Raw genomic sequence first — 17,245 nt, 5'->3', positions numbered from 1 at the left:
CGCGGGGTCGGGGCTTGCCTCCGGGGCGGTGGGGGACCAGTCTGCCCGGGACCGGAAGGAGACCGTCCATGACCCTCGTCGAGGCCGCCGCGACCGTGCGCGGGAACGCCTATGCGCCCTATTCCAGCTTCAAGGTCGGAGCGGCCATCCGGGCGGAGTCGGGGGCCGTGCATCTGGGCGTGAACGTCGAGAACGCGGCCTACCCGGAGGGGACCTGCGCCGAGGCGGGGGCCATCGCGGCGATGGTCGCGGCGGGGGATCGGCGCATCGCCGAGGTCGCCGTCATCGCCGACGCGCCGCGCCCGGTCCCGCCCTGCGGGGGCTGCCGCCAGAAGCTCGCGGAGTTCGCGGACGGAGGGGTGAGGGTGACGCTCGCCACCACGCGGGGCGAGGTGATGGTGACGACGGTGGCCGACCTGCTGCCGGGCGCCTTCGACGCGCGGGACATGGCGGAGTGATGGAGCCGAGGCCCGAACCAAGGCTCGATGCGCGCTGGGTCAACGGGCGGCTGCGGCGCGGGGAGGTGCCCACGGAGGCCGAGCTGCGGTGGTTCGCGCGGGGGCTCGCGTCGGGGCAGGTGACGGACGCGCAGGCGGGGGCCTTTGCCATGGGGGTCTGCCTGCGGGGCCTGGGGGAGCAGGGGCGGGTGGCGCTGACCCTCGCCATGCGGGATTCGGGGCGGGTGCTGGAGTGGCGGCTCGACCGGCCGGTGCTCGACAAGCACTCGACGGGGGGCGTGGGGGATTGCGTGTCGCTGATCCTCGCGCCCGCGCTGGCCGCCTGCGGGGTGGCGGTGCCGATGATCTCGGGGCGCGGCCTCGGGCACACGGGTGGGACGCTGGACAAGATGGAGGCGATCCCGGGGGTGGAGCCGAAGGTGAGCGAGGCCGACCTGCGGCGGATCGTGGGAGAGGTCGGCTGCGCCATCGCCGGGGCGACGGCGGAGATCGCGCCGGCGGACCGGCGGCTTTATGCGATCCGGGACGTGTCGGGGACGGTGGAGAGCATCGACCTCATCACCGCGTCGATCCTGTCGAAGAAGCTGGCGGCGGGGCTCGATGGGCTGGTGCTGGACGTGAAGTGCGGGTCGGGAGCCTTCATGAAGACGGAGGCCGAGGCCGTCGCTCTGGCCGAGGCGCTGGTGGGCGCGGCGAACGGGGCGGGCTGCCCGACGGCGGCCTTCGTGACCGACATGGACGAGCCGCTGTGCCCCGCTCTGGGGAACGCCGTGGAGGTCGCGGTCTGCCTGGAGGTGATGGAGGGGCGGCGCGAGGTCGCGCCCCGGCTCCACGATCTGACGGTGGCCTTGGGCGGGCGGCTTTTGGCATTGGTCGGCGAGGCCGAGGGCGAGGGGGAGGAACGGGTCGCCGAGGCGATCCGGTCGGGCGCGGCGCTGGAGCGGTTCGCGCGGATGGTGGCGCTGATGGGCGGGCCGTCGGACCTTGCGGAGACGTGGCGCGAGCGGCTGCCCCGCGCGCCGGTCGTGCGGGAGGTGCGGGCCGGGGAAGGCGGCACCGTCGCGGCGCTGGACGGCGAGGCGCTGGGCCTTGCCGTGGTCGCGCTGGGCGGCGGGCGGGCGAAGGAGACCGATCCGGTCGATCCGGCGGTGGGGCTGACGGGGGTGGTCCGGCGCGGGGCGCGGGTCGCGCCGGGCGACCTGTTGGCGGTGGTCCATGCGCGGGACGAGGGCGCGGCGCGGGTGGCGGAGGCGGCGGTGCGGGGGGCGATCCGGCTGGGCGAGGCCGTGGAGATCGGGCCGCTGGTGAGGGAGCGGGTGGGGTGAGGCGCCAAGGATTCTTGAGGACGATCCTTGGGGTCGGGGGTGCGGGATGACGCGGGCATTTCTGGTGGTGATGGATTCGGTCGGCGTCGGCGGGGCGCCGGACGCCGGGCAGTACTTCAACGGGGACCGACCCGACACCGGGGCGAACACGGTGGGGCACATCGCCGAGGCCGTGGGCCTGAATGTGCCGGTGCTGGCGTCGCTGGGGCTCTGGCGGGCGGTGCGGCTCGCCTCGGGGCTGGAGGTCGCGCTCGATGGGCCGGTCACAGGGGCCTGGGGCGCGGCGACGGAGGTGAGCCGGGGGAAGGACACGCCCTCGGGACATTGGGAGCTGGCAGGGGTGCCGGTGCCCTGGGACTGGACGTATTTCCCCAAGGCGGAGCCGGCGTTTCCGCCCGATCTGGTGGCCGAGGTGTGCCGGCTGGCGGGGACGGCGGGCATCCTGGGCAACCGGCACGCCTCGGGGACGGCGATCATCGACGAGCTGGGGGCGGAGCACCTGCGGACGGGATGGCCGATCTGCTACACGTCGGTCGATTCCGTGTTCCAGATCGCGGCGCACGAGGAGCGGTTCGGGCGGGAGCGGCTGGTCGCGCTCTGCGAGGCGCTGGCCCCGAGGCTGCACGCGATGAAGGTGGGGCGGGTGATCGCGCGGCCCTTCGTAGGCGAGCCGGGGGCGTTCAGGCGGACGCCGCACCGGAGGGATTTCGCCATCGCGCCACCCGCGCCGACCCTGTGCGACTGGGTGCAGGGGGCGGGGCGGCGGGTCCATGCGGTGGGCAAGATCGGCGACATCTTCTCCATGCGCGGGATCGACACGCTGGCGAAGGGGCCGGACCGGGAGCTGATGGGGCATCTGCACCGGCTTGGGGCGGAGGCGGAGGAGGGGGCGCTCGTGTTCGCGAACTTCGTGGAGTTCGACACGGATCATGGGCACCGGCGGGACGCGGCGGGCTATGCGCGGCAGCTTGAGTGGTTCGACAGGGGCATCGGGACAATGATCGGGATGCTGCGCGAGGGGGACCTTCTGGTGGTGACGGCGGACCACGGCAACGACCCGACCTGGACCGGGACCGACCACACGCGGGAGCGGGTGCCGGTGCTGATGCACGGGGTCGGCGCGCGGGAGCTGGGGCTGATGGGCTTCGCGGACGTGGGGGCGTCGGTGGCGGCGCATCTGGGCGTGCCCGCAGAGGGGCCGGGGAGGAGCGTGCTGTGAGCTGGCGGAACCTGCCGAAGGTGGAACTGCACCTGCATCTGGAAGGGGGCGCTCCGCCCGCCTTCATCCGGGGAGTGGCGGCGGAGAAGCATATCGACATCTCCGGCATCTTCGACGAGCGGGGGAACTACCGGACGGGGACGTTCGAGCACTTCCTCAAGGTCTACGAGGCGGCGACCTCGGTGCTGACGACGCCCGAGGACTACCGGCGGCTGACGCTGGCGGTGCTGGAGGAGAGCGCCGCGCATGGAGTCGTGTATTCCGAGGCGTTCCTGTCGCCCGACTTCTGCGGGGGCGGCGACGTGGCGGCGTGGCGGGACCATCTCGCGGCCATCGAGGACGCCGCGAAGGAGGCCGAGGCGCGCATGGGCGTCACGCTGCGGGGGATCGTGACCTCGGTGCGGCACTTCGGGCCGGAGCAGGCGCGGCTCACCGCCCTGTGCGCGGCGGAGACGGCGGGGGGGTTCCTGACGGGCTATGGCCTCGCGGGGGCGGAGACGGTGGGGCGGCCCCGGGACTACGCCTGGGGCTTCGACTGCGCGCGGGAGGCGGGGCTGCGGCTGACCTGCCACGCGGGCGAATGGGGCGGGGCGTCGATGGTGGCGGACACCCTGCGCGACCTGAGGCCCGAGCGGATCGGGCACGGGATCGGCGCGGCGACGGACCCCGCGCTGATGGAGCGGATCGCCGAGGCGGGGGTGGTGCTGGAGGTCTGCCCGGGGTCGAACGTTTACCTGGGCGCGGTGCCGTCGTGGGAGAAGCATCCGATCGAGGTGCTGCGGGCGCGGGAGGTGAAGGTGACGGTCTCCACCGACGACCCGCCGTTCTTCGGGACCACGATGACGCGGGAATGGGAGATGCTGGAGCGCACGTTCGGATGGACCGAGGACGACCTGCGGGCGCTGAACCGGGTGGCGCTGGACGCGGCGTTCTGCGACGAGGCGACCAAGGAGCGCATCGCCAAGACCCTGGAGGCCGCATGACCGACACCCCCGACCAACCCCTTCCCGCCGGATCGCACCACCCGGCCCCCGAGGGCGTCACCGTGGTCGATCACCCGCTGGTGCAGCACAAGCTGACGCTGATGCGCGAGCACGACACCTCCACGGCGTCGTTCCGGCAACTGCTGCGGGAGATCAGCCTCCTGCTCGCCTATGAGGTCACGCGGACCCTGCCGATGACCACCAAGCGCATCGCCACGCCCATCCAGGAGATGGACGCGCCCACCATCGAGGGGAAGAAGCTTGCCCTCATCTCGATCCTGCGGGCGGGGAACGGGCTGATGGACGGCATCCTCGACCTGGTGCCGGCGGCGCGGGTCGGGTTCGTGGGGCTGTATCGCGACCCCGCCACGTTGGAGCCGGTGCAATACTACTTCAAGGTGCCCGGCCGCATGGAGGACCGCATCTGCATCGTCGTCGATCCGATGCTGGCGACGGGGAACTCCTCGGCCGCCGCCGTGGACCTGCTGAAGGAGGCGGGCGCGCGGGACATCCGGTTCCTGTGCCTGCTCGCCGCGCCCGAGGGGATCGCGCGGATGCGCGCGGCGCACCCGGACGTGGCCATCGTGACGGCGGCCATCGACAGCCACCTGAACGGGCATGGCTACATCGTGCCGGGGCTGGGGGACGCGGGCGACCGGATGTTCGGGACGAAGTAGCGGGACGGGAAACGCTGTGTCCACGGGCGCGCGGCTGTCGCGGCGGGCCGGACGGGCGCAGGGTGCCGGCCCAAGGGGGACGCGCGAGGCATGACGACGGGACGGTTGGGCCGGATCGGCTGGGCGCTGGCGCTGGCGGCGGCGCTGGGGGCGGCGGGCGTGGCCGGGGCGCAGATCCGGGGCGCGGGGCTTCGGCCGCTGCTCGCGAGCTATGACCGGCCCGAGGCCCGCGCCCACGACCCCCATCTTGGCCCCTATCCTGGCCGGGCCGCGCTCCCCCACGCTGCCGCGCCGCGCCGCGTGCTCAAGGCCGCGATCCCCGTCCCGCCGAGGGGCGCCCTGCCGCAGGGGGCTCCGGTCGCGCCGGACCCGCTGGCCGTGGGGCCGGGGCGGGCGGCGCGGCTGGCCTTGGCCGCGCTCACGCCCGATGGCCCGCCGCTGGCCTGGATCGCGGAGCCCGCGCCGCTCGTGCTCCTGCCCGCCTGGACGGGGCGGGCGCGGCCCATGGCGCGGCCCGAGGCACAGCCCGAGGCGCGGGAGACGCCCGCGATCCTCGTGCAGGTCGGGGCCTTCGCGCGGGCCGCGAACGCCCGGCGGGCGGCGGCGGCGGTGGAAGGGCTGGGCCTGGCGGTGGCCGAGCGCGGGCGGTCGCTGCGGATCGTCGCCGCCGGTCCCTTCGCCACCCAGGGCGAGGCGGCGCTGGCCCTGCGGGCGCTGCGGCAGGCGGGGTTTCCCGAGGCTTACCTGACGCGGTAGGGCGGGCCGAAGGAGGGCCGTCCGGTGGAACCCGTAGGGTGGGTGGTTCTGCGCGGAACGCGGAGGTTCGCGCACCATCGGGCGAAGGGTGGTGCGTGAACCCATGACCTCCGGCCCCGGAACCACGCACCCGACGGCCCGTCCCGGTCGGATGGGATGCCTCCGCTAGCCGGCGCAGATGCCCCGGAGGGCCACCCAGTCCGAATCGGAGACGAGGACCGGCGCCGCGCCCCCCGCGAAGGGATCGGCGGCGAGGAGGTCGGCCACGCTCTCGCCCGTGGGGTCGAGCGCCAGCGCGTAGGGCGCGAGCGGCACCTCGGCGCGGGCGAAGGCGGGGGCGAGGTCGCCGGCGTCGCGCGGCAAGGCGGGCCGGGCGAGGAGGTCGGCGGCGTAGTCCTGGAGCGTCGCGGCCGACAGGCCGCCGGTCGCCAGCAGGCGCACCACCGACCAGGGCCAGAGCCGGCCGAGGAGGCGGGCGAAGGGATCGGTCCCGCCCGGCGCGGCGCGGGCGGCGAGCAGGTGGCCCGCGACCACGGCGGGCTCGGGCGCGTCCTCGACCATGGCGCGGGACAGGACGGCGATGTCGCCCGGCAGCATCAGCGGCGTGGCGGGCCCGCGGGGCAGGACCACGGCCTGCCCCCCGGTCCCCAGGGTCCGGCCGTGGAGGCGGGCCAGCGCCTCGGCGCCCAGGGGGTCGCGGCAGGCGGCACCCAGCGGGCGCTGGAGGTGGCCCAGGATCGTCGCCCCCATCTCGATCCGCTTGGAGTCCGGGACCACGGCCAGCGCCTCGCGCCGGAGCGCGCCGGGAAGCCAGCCGACCAGCAGCGCGACGAGCAGCGCCGCCGCGCCCCAGCCCAGGGCCCGCCGCAGCGCCCCCCAGCCCGCGCCGCCCCCGGCGACCGAGGCGCGCACCTTCTCGATGGCGGCGACCATGATCTCGTCGTCGATCTCCAGCGTCTCGGAGCCGCCCTCGTCGGGGGAGAAGACGGCCGGGACCGAGCCGGGGTTGAGCCGGGCGACGGCGGGCAGCGACCAGTGGGCGAGCGGCAGGCCGGAGCCGTCGGCCAGCACCAGCGTCGCGTCGCCGAACGAGACCACGACCTCGCGCGCCCGGTCGGCGGGGTCGGCCCGCCAGAGGCCGAGGGCTTCCAGGCGGGCGTATTGGGAGAGGGCGGTCATGATCCTCGGGGAGTCGGGCTGGCCCGCACCCTAACCCGGCGGGCGCGGGGAGGGGAAGGTGGGGCGGGGCCTTCCGCGAACGTGGGGCAGGGCCTTCCGTGGCCCGCCGCGCGCCGCTAGCAAGGCGCGGCGGGCAGCGGGGGACGGGCATGGAATCGGGGGCGAACAGGCCCGGGCGGGCGGCGGCGCTGGTCGTGGGGGCGATGGCGCTCTTCGGGCTCATCGACAACTTCATGCGGGTGGCCGCCGAGACCGGGGGGCTGTGGCAGTTCCACCTGCTGCGGGGGCTGGTCGCGGTGGCGCTGCTGGGACCGGCGGCGTGGCTGATGGGCGCGCGGCTGCGGCCGCTGCGGCCGGGGCGCGTCCTGCTGCGGACCTGCCTGAATGCCTCGGCCATGGTGATCTACTTCGGCGCGGTGGGCATCATGCCGATCGCGCAGGCGGTGGCGGGGCTCTTCACCGCGCCGCTCTGGGTGGTGCTGTTCTCGGTGCTGCTGTTCGGGGAGCGGGTGGGGGCGTGGCGGCTGTCGGCGGTGGCCCTAGGCTTCGCGGGGGTGCTGCTGGCGCTGGGCCTGCGGGCCGAGGAGGTCACGCCCTGGTCGCTGCTGCCGGTGCTGGCGGGGGCGCTCTATGGGATGGGGAACCTCGTCACGCGGGTCTGGTGCGCGGGCGAGGGGACGCTGACGCTGCTGGGCGCGTTCTTCGGGGCGCTGGCGCTGGTGGGCGGGGTCGGCTGCGTCGGGCTCGCGCTCCATCCGCTGCCGGTGGCCGAGGGGACGGACGGGTTCCTGACGCGCGGCTGGGTCGCGCCGACGGGGGCGTTCCTGCTGGTGACGCTGGTGCAGGCGGTGGGGTCGCTGGTCGGCGTGGGCCTGTCGATCCGGGGCTACCAGATCGCCAACCCCACGCTGGTCTCGGTGATGGAGAACACGCTCCTCGTCTTCGCGACGCTCTGGGCGGTGGCGATCTGGGGCGAGGTGCCGGGCCCGGTGGAGACGCTGGGGCTCGCGCTCGTCACGGCGGCGGGGGTGATGATCGCCGCCCGCGAGCCCCGGCGGGCGGTGGCGTAGAGGGCGCCGGCCTCACTCGGCCGGCTGGCCGAGCGGCGCGCGCGCGGCGGCCTCGGGGAGGCTGGCCCGGACGGTGACGCGAAGCAGGCCGAGCAGGGTGGCGACGAACAGCGTAACCCCCAGGATCTCGCCGCCCTCCTCGAAGATGGTGGCGATCCGGTAGAAGCCGGGGGAGGCCTCGTTGAAGACCAGGACGCTGGAGACGATCTCCATGCCGATCGAGCCGCCGACGAAGATCGCCCCGGCGAGCACGAGCCGGGCGGCCGTCCCCCGGTCCAGCATCCAGAGGAAGCGCAGGAAGGCCAGCCCGACGGCGAGCACGACCGGGATGCCGATGACGACCCAGGACCCCCAGGCGAAGATGTCGGGGGCGAGCCCCGCCGCGCGGACCGAATAGGAGGAATGCTCGTGCAGGGACACGGATTCGTCCAGGGCCATGAAGGCCATCATCGCCGCGAGGAGCAGCCAGTAGGGCGCCTGGGCGCTGGCCGCCGAGCGGGCCGCCGCGCGGGCCGCGAGCCCGAGGGCCAGGGCGGCGAGCGACCCGAGCAGCATGAGGCCGGTGGAGTAGAAGCTCACCAGCGTCTGCTCGTCGTCGAGGTCGAGGTATTTCATGCCGTCGGCGTCGGGGTCGAGGCCGCCGAATCCCACGAGCAGGGCATGGATGGCGCCCACGGCGATCACGGCGGCGCTGGCCCCCCACACGATCCGGCGCGCGCCGGCAAGATGCGAGGCGAATCCGGGTTGCGTCATGGAGGGCGTCCTTCGGTCCAGAGGCAGGCGAACTGGCTTCAGTCTGGCAGATGATCCGCCAGCCGCAACAATATTGTCATGGAAACGTCACAAATCGGCTCGGCGGGGCGACCCCCCTAGGCCGCCTGCGCCGCGCCCGGGACGAAGCGCGCCTGGAACGTCTCGCCCCGGTCGGCCATCTCGCGCAGCAGGCGCGGCGGCGCGAAGCGGGGGCCGTGGGCGGCGGCGAGCCGCTCGGCCCGCGCGACGGATTCGGGGAGGCCCTGGATGTCGAGCCAGGAGAAGGGGCCCCCGGACCAGGGCGCGAAGCCCCAGCCCAGGATCGCGCCGACGTTGCCCTCGCGGATGTCGGTGAGCACGCCCTCCTCCAGGGCGCGCACCGCCTCCAGCACCTGCGACAGCATCAGGCGATCCTGCACCTCCGTCACGGCGGGCTGGGGCTCCCGGGGGGGGAACAGGCGGGCGAGGTCGGGCCAGAGGCCCTGCCGCTCGCCCTTGTCGTCGTAGGCGTAGAAGCCCGCGCGGGCCTTGCGCCCCAGGCGGCCATCGGCGGCCAGCAGGAACAGCACGCGGTCCACGTCGTCGTCGGGGTAGGCGTCGCCCAGCGCGGCGCGGGTCGCCTCCGCGATGCGGAGGGCGAGTTCCAGGCTGATCTCGTCGAGGAGCTGGAGCGGCCCGACCGGCATCCCGAGGAGCCGCGCCGCGTTCTCGACCAGCGCGGGTTTGACCCCTTCGGCCACCATGCGGACGCCTTCGTTCAGGTAGGGGATGATGCAGCGGTTGGCGTAGAAGAAGCGGGCGTCGTTGACGACGATGGGCGTCTTGCCGATCGCCTTCGCGAAGTCGAGCGCCTTGGCCACCGCGAGGTCGCCGGTGTCGCGCCCCCGGATGATCTCCAGGAGCTGCATCCGGTCCACGGGCGAGAAGAAGTGGATGCCGAGGAATCGGTCGGGCCGGTCGGCGGCGCGGGCCAGCTCGGCGATCGGCAGCGTCGAGGTGTTGGTGGCGAGGATGCAATCCGGCCCGACATGGGCCAGCACCCGGCCCATGACCTCGGCCTTGGTGGCGGGGTCCTCGAACACCGCCTCCACGATCAGGTCGCATTCGGACAGCGCGGCGTAGTCGGTCGTGGGGGCGATGCGGGCCAGCGTCTCGGCCTTCTTCTCCTCCGAGAGCTTGCGGCGGGCGACGGCCCTGGACAGCAGCCCTTCGGCATGGGCCTTGCCCTTGGCGGCGGCCTCGGGGGCCGAGTCGATCAGCACCACGTCGATGCCGGCCTGCGCGGCGACATGGGCGATCCCCGCGCCCATCATCCCCGCGCCGATCACGCCGAGGCGGCGCACCCTCTGGTCGGGGGCGGCGGGGCGGCGCGCGCCCTTGCCGAGCGCCTGCATGTCGATGAACAGCGACCGGATCATCGCCGAGGAGGAGGGATTCATCAGGATGTGGGTGAACCACCGCGCCTCGATCCGCAGGGCGGCGTCGAACGGGACGAGCGCCCCCTCGTAGACCGCCGACAGCAGCGCCTTGGCGTTCGGATAGGCGCCCCAGGTCTTGGCGTTCACCATCGCCGAGGCGCCGACGAAGGTCATGTAGCCCGCCGGGTGGTAGGGCGCCCCGCCGGGCATCTTGTAGTCCTTGCGGTCCCAGGGCTTGCAAAGGTCGGTGCCCACGGCGGACAGGACCCATTCCTTCGCCCGCGACAGGAGCTGGTCCGCCGGCACCACCTCGTCGATCAGACCCGCCGCGAGGGCGGCCTGCGGGTCGAGGGTCTTGCCTTCGAGGAGGTAGGAGGACGCGCCCATCGCGCCGAGCTTGCGGACCAGCCGCGTCGTGCCGCCCGCGCCGGGGAAGATGCCGACCTTGATCTCGGGCAGGCCGATCTTGGCGCGGGGGTTGTCGGCGGCGACGATGCGGTGGCAGGCCAGCGGGATCTCGTAGCCGATGCCCAGCGCCGTGCCGGGCAGGGCGCAGGCCACCGGCTTGCCGCCCTTGTGCGTCTTCGGGTCCATCCCCGCCCTCTCGATCCGGCGGAGCGCATGGTGCAGGGACATGACCCCCTCGAAGACGCCGCGCGCCGGGTCGTCGCCCGCGCCCTCCTTCATGGCGGCGATCACCGCGAGGTCCATGCCGGCGGCGAAGTCCTTCTTCCCGCTCGTGACGACGATCCCCTTCACCTCCGGATCGCCCAGCGCCCGCTCCACCAGCGCGTCGAGGTCGCGCAGGGAATCGAGGTTGAGGACGTTCATCGACCGGCCAGGCATGTCCCAGGCGATCACCGCGACGCCCTGGTCGTCCGTGGTCATGGAGAAGTCGGTCATGGCGCGGGGCTCCTGCGGGGCGGGGGACAAGGGAGGGTCAGAGGGCGGGCGGCGCGGGGGCGTGGACCACGTCCATCATCTCGATGGTGAGGCCGCCCTGGCTCGTGCGGGCGAGGTAGTAGACCGAGCCGAAACGGTCGGCGACGAGGGGCCCGCCGGGGAACTCGTATTCCCAGCGGAGCCAGACCCGGAACCGGCCCCGGCGCGGCATCTCGATGGCGGCGATGCGGGGCGTCGCGCGGCGCAGCCCGGCGACGCGGGCCTGGGCGCAGCGGATCGACAGGACGGCCTCCAGCATGGCGCGGCTCCGCAGGATGACGAGGCCGCCCTCGACCTCCACGGGGCAGGGCAGGGTCCAGAGCGCCGCCATCCCGGCCACGTCGCCCTGCGAGAACAGCTCGCCCAATCGCGCGAAGAGCGCCGACACGGGCAGCGATGTCCTGTCGCCAGGCACCATGGCACCTCCCAGCCGCCCGAGGGGCGACGCGGGGGCCGGTTCCGCGGTCCCCCTCCAGCGAAGTGTAATGCGATCCGGCGGCTCGTCCAAAGCGGGATGTCACACTCTCTCGATGATGGTGGCGGCGCCCATGCCCGAGGCGACGCAGAGCGTGGCGAGGCCCAGGGCCTTGTCCTGCCGCTCCATCTCGTCGAGCAGGATGCCGAGGATGATCGCCCCCGAGGCGCCCAAGGGGTGGCCCATGGCGATCGCGCCGCCGTTGACGTTGACCACGCCGGGGTCGAGGTCGAAGGCCTGCATCACCCGCAGCGCCACCGCCGCGAAGGCCTCGTTGACCTCCCACAGGTCGATGTCGGCGGCGGTCAGGCCGGCGGCCCGCAGCGCCTTCTCGGTCGCGGGCATCGGACCGGTGAGCATGATGGAAGGGTCCGAGCCGACCTTGGCGGTGGAGCGGATGCGGGCGCGTGGCGTCAGGCCGTGCCGCTCCCCGAACTCCTTCGATCCCAGCAGCATCCCCGCCGCCCCGTCCACGATCCCGGAGGAGTTGCCGGCGTGGTGGATGTGGGTGACCCGCTCCAGCTCCGGGTAGCGCAGGATCGCCACCTTGTCGAAGCCGGGCATGACCTCGCCCATCGCCTTGAACGAAGGCTCCAAGGCCCCCAGCGCCTGCATGTCGGTCGTGGGGCGCATGTATTCGTCGTGATCGAGGATCGTCAGCCCGTTGATGTCGCGCACGGGCGTGACCGAGCGGGCGAAGCGCCCCTCGTCCCAGGCCCGCTTGGCGCGGCGCTGGGACTCGACGGCGAAGGCGTCGGCCTCGTCGCGCGTGATGCCGTGCATCGTCGCGATGACGTCGGCCCCGATGCCCTGCGGCAGGAAGTAGGTCCCGAGCGCGAGCGTCGGGTCCACCGCGATGGCCGCCCCGTCCGAGCCCATCGGCACGCGTCCCATCATCTCCACGCCGCCGGCGATGTAGGCCTCGCCCGCGCCGCCCCGGATCTGGTTGGCGGCGAGGTTCACCGCCTCCAGACCGGAGGCGCAGAAACGGTTGACGGCGAGGCCGGGGACCGATTCGGCGAGTCCCGAGGCGAGGACGGCGGATCGGGCGAGGCAGCCCCCCTGCTCGCCGACCTGGGTGACGTTGCCCCAGATCACGTCCTCCACCGCGTCGGGCGGCAGGCCGTTGCGGTCACTCAGGTCGTCGAGCACCTGGGCCGACAGGCGCACCGCCGTCACCTCGTGCAGCGCGCCGTCGGGCTTGCCCTTGCCGCGCGGGGTGCGGATGGCGTCGAAGATGTAGGCGTCGGTCATCGGGGCCTCCGGTCAGGCGGGGAGCGTGGGGCTGAGGCCCGGCACGCGCGGCATCAGGTCGTAAGGGTGCTTCCAGCCCGGCAGGGCCTGGATGCGGGAGAGCCAGGCGTCGATGGCGGGCCAGTCCGCCCGGTCGAAGCCGAAGGGCTCGGGGTAGTAGAGATAGCCGCAGCAGGCGGTGTCGGCGATGGTCGGCTCCGCCCCCGCCAGGAAGGGGGTGCGCGAAAGCTGCGACTCCATCGCCTTGAGCGCGGCGCGCAGGCGACCCGTCAACCAGTCCACGACCTCCGGCGACCGCTTCTCGGGCGCGAGGAAGTTCAGGTGGAACCGCAGCGCCCCGGCGAGGCCCGAAACCTTGTGGTTGTCGAAGAACACCCAGCGCAGCGCCTCGTCCCGGTCGCCCAGGAGCCGCCCCGTCCGCTCGGCGGCCCAGAGCTGGATGACGCCGGACTGGGTCATCACCCGGTCGCCGTCCACGAGCACCGGCGCCTCGGCCATCACGTTGAGCGCGAGGTGGCCGGGGCTGCGGGCCCCGCCATTGAAGAAGTCGAGGAACACCGGCTCCCAATCGAGCCCGCAGAGCGTCAGGGTCAGCGCCGCCTTGTAGGCGCTGCCCGATTCGCCGAAGCAGTGGAGGCGGAGGGTCACGCGAGCCCCCCGGCCGGGGCGCGGGCGGAAGCGTGGCTTCCGTATTTGGGCCAAGTTGATGGGGCATCTTCACCCCATCTCAACCGTTCTGGCCGCAAGCAGGATTCGCGGTACAGGCTGGCGAGCCGATGACCGCCCAAGTTGATGCAGGCCCTGTCCGGTTTCCCCGAAAGGGGGGGCGCGGGCAGGGCGGCGCGTCTTTGGCGCCTGCCCATCAACTTGGCCCAAATACGCATGCGACCCCTCCCCCTCGCGCCACCCGTCCGGCTTGGCGCCGATTCGCCATCAGCCTAGAAGCTCGCCGCCTCCAGCGCCATCACCGGCGCGGCCCCCGAGGTGATCCGGGCGAGGTGCATCGCCGTCGCCGGCAACTGACGCGCCGCGTAGTAGCGGGCGGTGGCGATCTTGGCCTCGTGGAAGGCGGGATCGTCGGTGCCCGCCGCCAGGGCGGCGCGGGACGCGACCGCCATGCGCGCCCACATGTAGCCCAGGCAGACATGGCCCATCAGGTGCAGGAAGTCGTTGGCCCCGGCCAGCGCGTCGTGGGGGGCCTTGGCGGCGCGGTCGAGGAAGAACATCGCCGCCGCCTGCAGGTCCTTGGACGCGGCCTTGAGCGGGTCGAGCACCGTGGCCTTCAGCTCGGCGTCGCCCTCGTGCGCCTTGAGGAACGTCTTCACCATGTCGAAGAAGGCCATGATCGGCCGGCCGCCCTCCGCGCCCAGCTTGCGCCCCACGAGGTCGAGCGCCTGGATGCCGTTCGCGCCCTCGTAGATCATCGCGATGCGGGCGTCGCGGACGAACTGCGACATCCCCCAGTCCTCGATGTAGCCGTGCCCGCCGTAGAGCTGCTGGGCGGCCACGCACATCTCGAAGCCCTTGTCGGTCTGGAACCCCTTGAGCACCGGCGTCAGGAGCGAGATCAGACCCTCGGCCTCCGCGTCGCCCGTCCGCTGCGCGCGGTCGATCAGCGACGCGCCCCAGTAGGTGAAGGCCCGCGCCCCCTCGACGAAGCTGCGCTGGTCCATCAGCGACCGCCGCACGTCCGGGTGGACGATGATCGGATCGGCGCCGCCCGCGCCCCGGGCCGCCAGGTCGCGGCCCTGGAGCCGGCCCTTCGCGTAATGGGCCGCGTTCTGGTAGGCGATCTCGGCCTGGGCGTAGCCCTGGAGCGCCACGCCGAGCCGCGCCTCGTTCATCATGGTGAACATGGCGCGCATCCCCTTGTGCTCCTCGCCCAGCAGATACCCGGTCGCGCCGTCGTAGTTCATCGCGCAGGTGGCGTTGCCGTGGATGCCCATCTTCGCCTCCAGCTTGCCGCAGGAGAGCGCGTTGCGCGGCCCGAGCGTCCCGTCCTCGCGCACCAGGACCTTCGGCACGATGAACAGCGACAGGCCGCGCGTCCCCTCGGGACCGCCGGGGATGCGGGCGAGGACGAGGTGGACGATGTTCTCCGCGAGGTCGTGCTCGCCCGAGGAGATGAAGATCTTCTGGCCGGTGATGGCGTAGGTGCCGTCGCCCCGGGGCTCGGCCCGGGTCCGCAGGAGCCCGAGGTCGGTGCCCGCCTGCGGCTCGGTCAGGTTCATGGTCCCCGTCCACTCGCAGGTGGCGAGGCGGGGCAGCCAGAGGGCCTTCTGCGATTCGGTCCCGTGGAGCAGGATCGCCGAATAGGCCCCGTGCGTCAGGCCCTGGTACATGTTGAAGGCCATGTTCGCCGAGACGAAGGCCTCCTGGGCGGCGGTGTGCATGAGGTAGGGGAGGCCCTGGCCGCCATGCTCGGGCGCGCAGTCGATGCAGGTCCAGCCGCCTTCGCGCATCGCGCGCATGGCGTCCTTGAACCCGGGCGGCGTGCGGACCACGCCGTTCTCCAGCACGCAGCCCTCGCGGTCGCCCGGGGCGTTGAGCGGGAGGAGGACCTCGGCCGCGACGCGGCCGGCCTCCTCCAGGATGGCGCGGGTGGTGTCGGGGTCGAGGTCCGGGAACCCGGGGATGTCGTCCTCGCCGACCCGAAGCACCTCGTGAAGGACGAACTGCATGTCCTTGATCGGGCTCTGGTAGATCGGCATTCCCCGTGGTCCCCCCTCGTGGCCCGCCCCGTCAGGCGGCGTTCGCGCGCGTTCCGTCCTGCGCCAGCTCGGCCCGGCCCCAGGCGAGCTGGTCCTTCAGGTCCTTGATCGTCCGGTCGAGCTCGGCGCGCTGCGCCTCCATCTCGGCCAGGTGACGCTCGGCCACCTCGCAGGCGCGCTCGAGCTGGACCATCCGGCCCTTGCCGCCGTCCCACAGGTCGAGGAGCTGGCGGATCTCCTCCAGGGAGAAGCCGTATCTCTTGCCCCGCAGGATCAGCGAAAGACGCGCGCGGTCGGACCTGGTGAAAAGGCGCCTGGTCCCTTCCCGGATCGGGAACAGCAGTTCCTTGGCTTCGTAGAAGCGCAGCGCCCTTGCCGTCACGTCGTACTGCTCGCACATCTCACGGATGGTCATGGTCTGGTCGGTCATTCGGGTTGGCCCTCTTGTTCTTGCCGCAGCGTGAGAAAGCGGCAAATGGGCCGAACGCCTTCATCTTACAAGCAAGTTGTCCGGGGGTGTGGCCGTTACGCGGCGTCATGACGCACCGTGACGGCGCGTCGGAGCGAGCCGGTCAGGCGTCGTCGCCGCGCGCCCGCTCGGTGCCGTCGCGAAGCTGCTGCAGCTCGTCGATGGTGGCGTCGAGCTGGCCCTTCTGCTCGCGCAGCGCCGCGAGCTGGCGGTCGGCCATCTCAAGGAAGCGGGCCATCTGCGCCGCCGTCCCTTCCTTCTCGTAGATGAGGAGCCACTGCCGGATCTCCTCCAGGGAGAAGCCGAAGCGGCGGCCGCGCAGGATCAGGGTCATCCGCGCCACCTCGCGCGGGCCGTAGAAGCGCGACCGGCCCTCCTTCTCGGGCGACAGCAGCTCGATGTATTCGTAGTAGCGCAGGGTCCGGGGCGTCACGTCGAAGCGCGCGCACATCTCCTTGAAGGAAAGCCGAACCTCGGGTCTCGCGTCGGGTGTCTCGTCGGGCATGGCCCCTCGCTTGCCGGGGCAAGCCTAGACCCCCGCGCCGCCCCCCGCAACCGAGCCGATGCCGCGGGGCCTTGCGCGCGGCCCCGGGCGTGGCATGGTTGCCGCCATGACCCCCTTTCCCCCCGACGAGCCGCGCGAGGAGGCCGCCCGGCGCTTCCTCGCGGCGCTGCCCTACGCCCGCGCGCTGGGGCTGACGCTCGTGGCGCTGGGCGACGGCGTGGCCGAGATCGCCATGCCCTGGGACGACCGGCTGGTGGGCGATCCCCTGACGGGCGTCATCCACGGCGGCGCGGTGCTGGCGCTGATGGACACCTGCGCGGGGACGGCGGTGCTCGCGCACGCCTCGGCCCCCACGCGCACGGCGACGCTGGACCTGCGAATCGACTACATGCGGGGCGCGGTCCCCGGCCGGGCGATCACCGCGCGGGCCGAATGCCACCACGTCACCCGCACGGTGGCCTTCGTCCGCGCCACCGCCTCGGACGGGGAGGGGCGCCCCCTCGCCACCGCGACCGGGGCCTTCACGGTCGAAGGATCGGCGGAGGGCGCGGCATGAGGCCCCCGCCCGAGCCCGTGCAGGTGGTCAAGTCCCGCCGCGACGCCGCGCTCGAACGGCTGGCGGGCGGCGTCCCCTTCGTGGGCTTCCTCGGCCTGCGCTTCGACCGCCGGGGGGACGAGCTGACGGCCGTCCTGCCCTTCCGCGAGGACCTGATCGGCAACCCCCTGATCCCCGCGCTCCACGGCGGCGCGACGGCCGGCTTCCTCGAATGCGCGGCGGTGGTCGAACTCGCCTGGACCCAGATGTGGGAGGACATGGAGTCCGGCCGCCTGCCGCCCGACGCGCCGCTGCGCCTGCCCAAGACCATCGACTTCACGGTGGATTACCTGCGGTCCGGCCTGCCGCGCGACGCCTATGCGCGGGCGCGGGTCAACCGCTCGGGCCGCCGCTACGCCTCCGTCCATGTCGAGGCCTGGCAGGACCACCGCGCCCGGCTCTTCGCGCAGGCGACCGGCCACTTCCTGATGCCCGACGGCGAGGCCGGCTAGGAAT

At 73.3% G+C, this 17,245-nt stretch carries 18 protein-coding genes; 9 read left to right on the top strand and 9 right to left on the bottom strand.

Features of this window, described 5'->3' with window-relative positions; all coding sequences use genetic code 11:
• Window positions 1–68: 68 nt before the first annotated feature.
• The 6 genes from J2Z33_RS06105 to J2Z33_RS06080 all read left to right on the top strand — a co-directional run bounded on the left by J2Z33_RS06105 (window position 69) and on the right by J2Z33_RS06080 (window position 5,418).
• A complete protein-coding gene (locus J2Z33_RS06105) occupies window positions 69–458 on the top strand; it encodes a cytidine deaminase (RefSeq protein WP_209838957.1) in 390 nt (129 codons plus the stop codon).
• Window positions 458–1,783: a thymidine phosphorylase gene (locus J2Z33_RS06100; protein WP_209838955.1), complete on the top strand. Its 1,326-nt coding sequence runs from the start codon at window positions 458–460 to the stop codon at window positions 1,781–1,783. The genes J2Z33_RS06105 and J2Z33_RS06100 overlap by 1 nt, the downstream gene beginning before the upstream one ends.
• A 46-nt stretch (window positions 1,784–1,829) precedes the next feature.
• Window positions 1,830–3,002 (top strand): phosphopentomutase, encoded by a 1,173-nt coding sequence (locus tag J2Z33_RS06095; RefSeq protein WP_209838953.1) that lies wholly within the window; start codon window positions 1,830–1,832, stop codon window positions 3,000–3,002.
• On the top strand, window positions 2,999–3,985 hold the full coding sequence (locus J2Z33_RS06090; RefSeq protein ID WP_209838950.1) for an adenosine deaminase: 987 nt from the start codon (window positions 2,999–3,001) through the stop codon (window positions 3,983–3,985). The genes J2Z33_RS06095 and J2Z33_RS06090 overlap by 4 nt, the downstream gene beginning before the upstream one ends.
• Window positions 3,982–4,662 carry a uracil phosphoribosyltransferase gene (upp, locus tag J2Z33_RS06085; RefSeq protein WP_209838948.1) on the top strand — a complete coding sequence of 227 codons (681 nt, stop codon included), beginning with the start codon at window positions 3,982–3,984 and terminating at the stop codon, window positions 4,660–4,662. The genes J2Z33_RS06090 and upp overlap by 4 nt, the downstream gene beginning before the upstream one ends.
• Window positions 4,663–4,752: 90 nt before the next feature.
• Window positions 4,753–5,418: an SPOR domain-containing protein gene (locus J2Z33_RS06080; protein WP_209838946.1), complete on the top strand. Its 666-nt coding sequence runs from the start codon at window positions 4,753–4,755 to the stop codon at window positions 5,416–5,418.
• Window positions 5,419–5,583: 165 nt separating this feature from the next.
• Here J2Z33_RS06080 and J2Z33_RS06075 read toward each other — a convergent pair whose 3' ends face one another.
• The gene (locus J2Z33_RS06075; RefSeq protein WP_209838944.1) at window positions 5,584–6,597 is read right to left on the bottom strand and encodes a hypothetical protein; all 1,014 of its coding nucleotides are present in this window, start codon (window positions 6,595–6,597) and stop codon (window positions 5,584–5,586) included.
• 149 nt (window positions 6,598–6,746) lie between these two features.
• On the opposite strand from J2Z33_RS06075, the gene J2Z33_RS18660 reads away from it, so the two are divergent.
• Window positions 6,747–7,667: a DMT family transporter gene (locus J2Z33_RS18660; protein WP_209838943.1), complete on the top strand. Its 921-nt coding sequence runs from the start codon at window positions 6,747–6,749 to the stop codon at window positions 7,665–7,667.
• Window positions 7,668–7,679: 12 nt separating this feature from the next.
• On the opposite strand, the gene J2Z33_RS06065 is transcribed toward J2Z33_RS18660, so the two are convergent.
• The 8 genes from J2Z33_RS06065 to J2Z33_RS06030 all read right to left on the bottom strand — a co-directional run bounded on the left by J2Z33_RS06065 (window position 7,680) and on the right by J2Z33_RS06030 (window position 16,194).
• Window positions 7,680–8,420, bottom strand: coding sequence for a hypothetical protein (locus J2Z33_RS06065; RefSeq protein ID WP_209838941.1), 741 nt, complete (start codon window positions 8,418–8,420; stop codon window positions 7,680–7,682).
• 116 nt (window positions 8,421–8,536) lie between these two features.
• Window positions 8,537–10,741, bottom strand: coding sequence for an FAD-dependent oxidoreductase (locus J2Z33_RS06060; RefSeq protein WP_209838939.1), 2,205 nt, complete (start codon window positions 10,739–10,741; stop codon window positions 8,537–8,539).
• Between the two features lie 37 nt (window positions 10,742–10,778).
• On the bottom strand, window positions 10,779–11,198 hold the full coding sequence (locus J2Z33_RS06055; protein ID WP_209838937.1) for a hypothetical protein: 420 nt from the start codon (window positions 11,196–11,198) through the stop codon (window positions 10,779–10,781).
• Window positions 11,199–11,297: 99 nt separating this feature from the next.
• Complete coding sequence (locus J2Z33_RS06050; RefSeq protein WP_209838935.1) at window positions 11,298–12,509, bottom strand: acetyl-CoA C-acetyltransferase; 1,212 nt, start codon at window positions 12,507–12,509, stop codon at window positions 11,298–11,300.
• Window positions 12,510–12,521: 12 nt separating this feature from the next.
• Window positions 12,522–13,157 carry a glutathione S-transferase family protein gene (locus tag J2Z33_RS06045; protein ID WP_209838933.1) on the bottom strand — a complete coding sequence of 212 codons (636 nt, stop codon included), beginning with the start codon at window positions 13,155–13,157 and terminating at the stop codon, window positions 12,522–12,524.
• A gap of 290 nt (window positions 13,158–13,447) precedes the next feature.
• Window positions 13,448–15,220, bottom strand: coding sequence for an acyl-CoA dehydrogenase C-terminal domain-containing protein (locus J2Z33_RS06040; RefSeq protein ID WP_209838931.1), 1,773 nt, complete (start codon window positions 15,218–15,220; stop codon window positions 13,448–13,450).
• Between the two features lie 31 nt (window positions 15,221–15,251).
• Window positions 15,252–15,650: a MerR family transcriptional regulator gene (locus tag J2Z33_RS06035; protein ID WP_209838929.1), complete on the bottom strand. Its 399-nt coding sequence runs from the start codon at window positions 15,648–15,650 to the stop codon at window positions 15,252–15,254.
• Between the two features lie 142 nt (window positions 15,651–15,792).
• Window positions 15,793–16,194 carry a MerR family transcriptional regulator gene (locus tag J2Z33_RS06030; protein WP_209838927.1) on the bottom strand — a complete coding sequence of 134 codons (402 nt, stop codon included), beginning with the start codon at window positions 16,192–16,194 and terminating at the stop codon, window positions 15,793–15,795.
• Window positions 16,195–16,300: 106 nt separating this feature from the next.
• Here J2Z33_RS06030 and J2Z33_RS06025 point away from each other — a divergent pair, with 106 nt between their 5' ends.
• Together J2Z33_RS06025 and J2Z33_RS06020 are read left to right on the top strand one after the other, a co-directional pair.
• Window positions 16,301–16,750 carry a PaaI family thioesterase gene (locus J2Z33_RS06025; protein WP_209838925.1) on the top strand — a complete coding sequence of 150 codons (450 nt, stop codon included), beginning with the start codon at window positions 16,301–16,303 and terminating at the stop codon, window positions 16,748–16,750.
• On the top strand, window positions 16,747–17,241 hold the full coding sequence (locus J2Z33_RS06020; RefSeq protein ID WP_209838923.1) for a PaaI family thioesterase: 495 nt from the start codon (window positions 16,747–16,749) through the stop codon (window positions 17,239–17,241). Before J2Z33_RS06025 ends, J2Z33_RS06020 begins: the two co-directional genes overlap by 4 nt.
• Window positions 17,242–17,245: the final 4 nt, after the last annotated feature.

The organism is Rubellimicrobium aerolatum (genome assembly GCF_017872975.1).
In the GTDB taxonomy this organism is placed as follows: Bacteria; Pseudomonadota; Alphaproteobacteria; order Rhodobacterales; family Rhodobacteraceae; genus Rubellimicrobium; species Rubellimicrobium aerolatum.
Note: the sequence above shows the minus strand (reverse complement) of the source record. Positions and strands in the feature narration are given on the sequence as shown.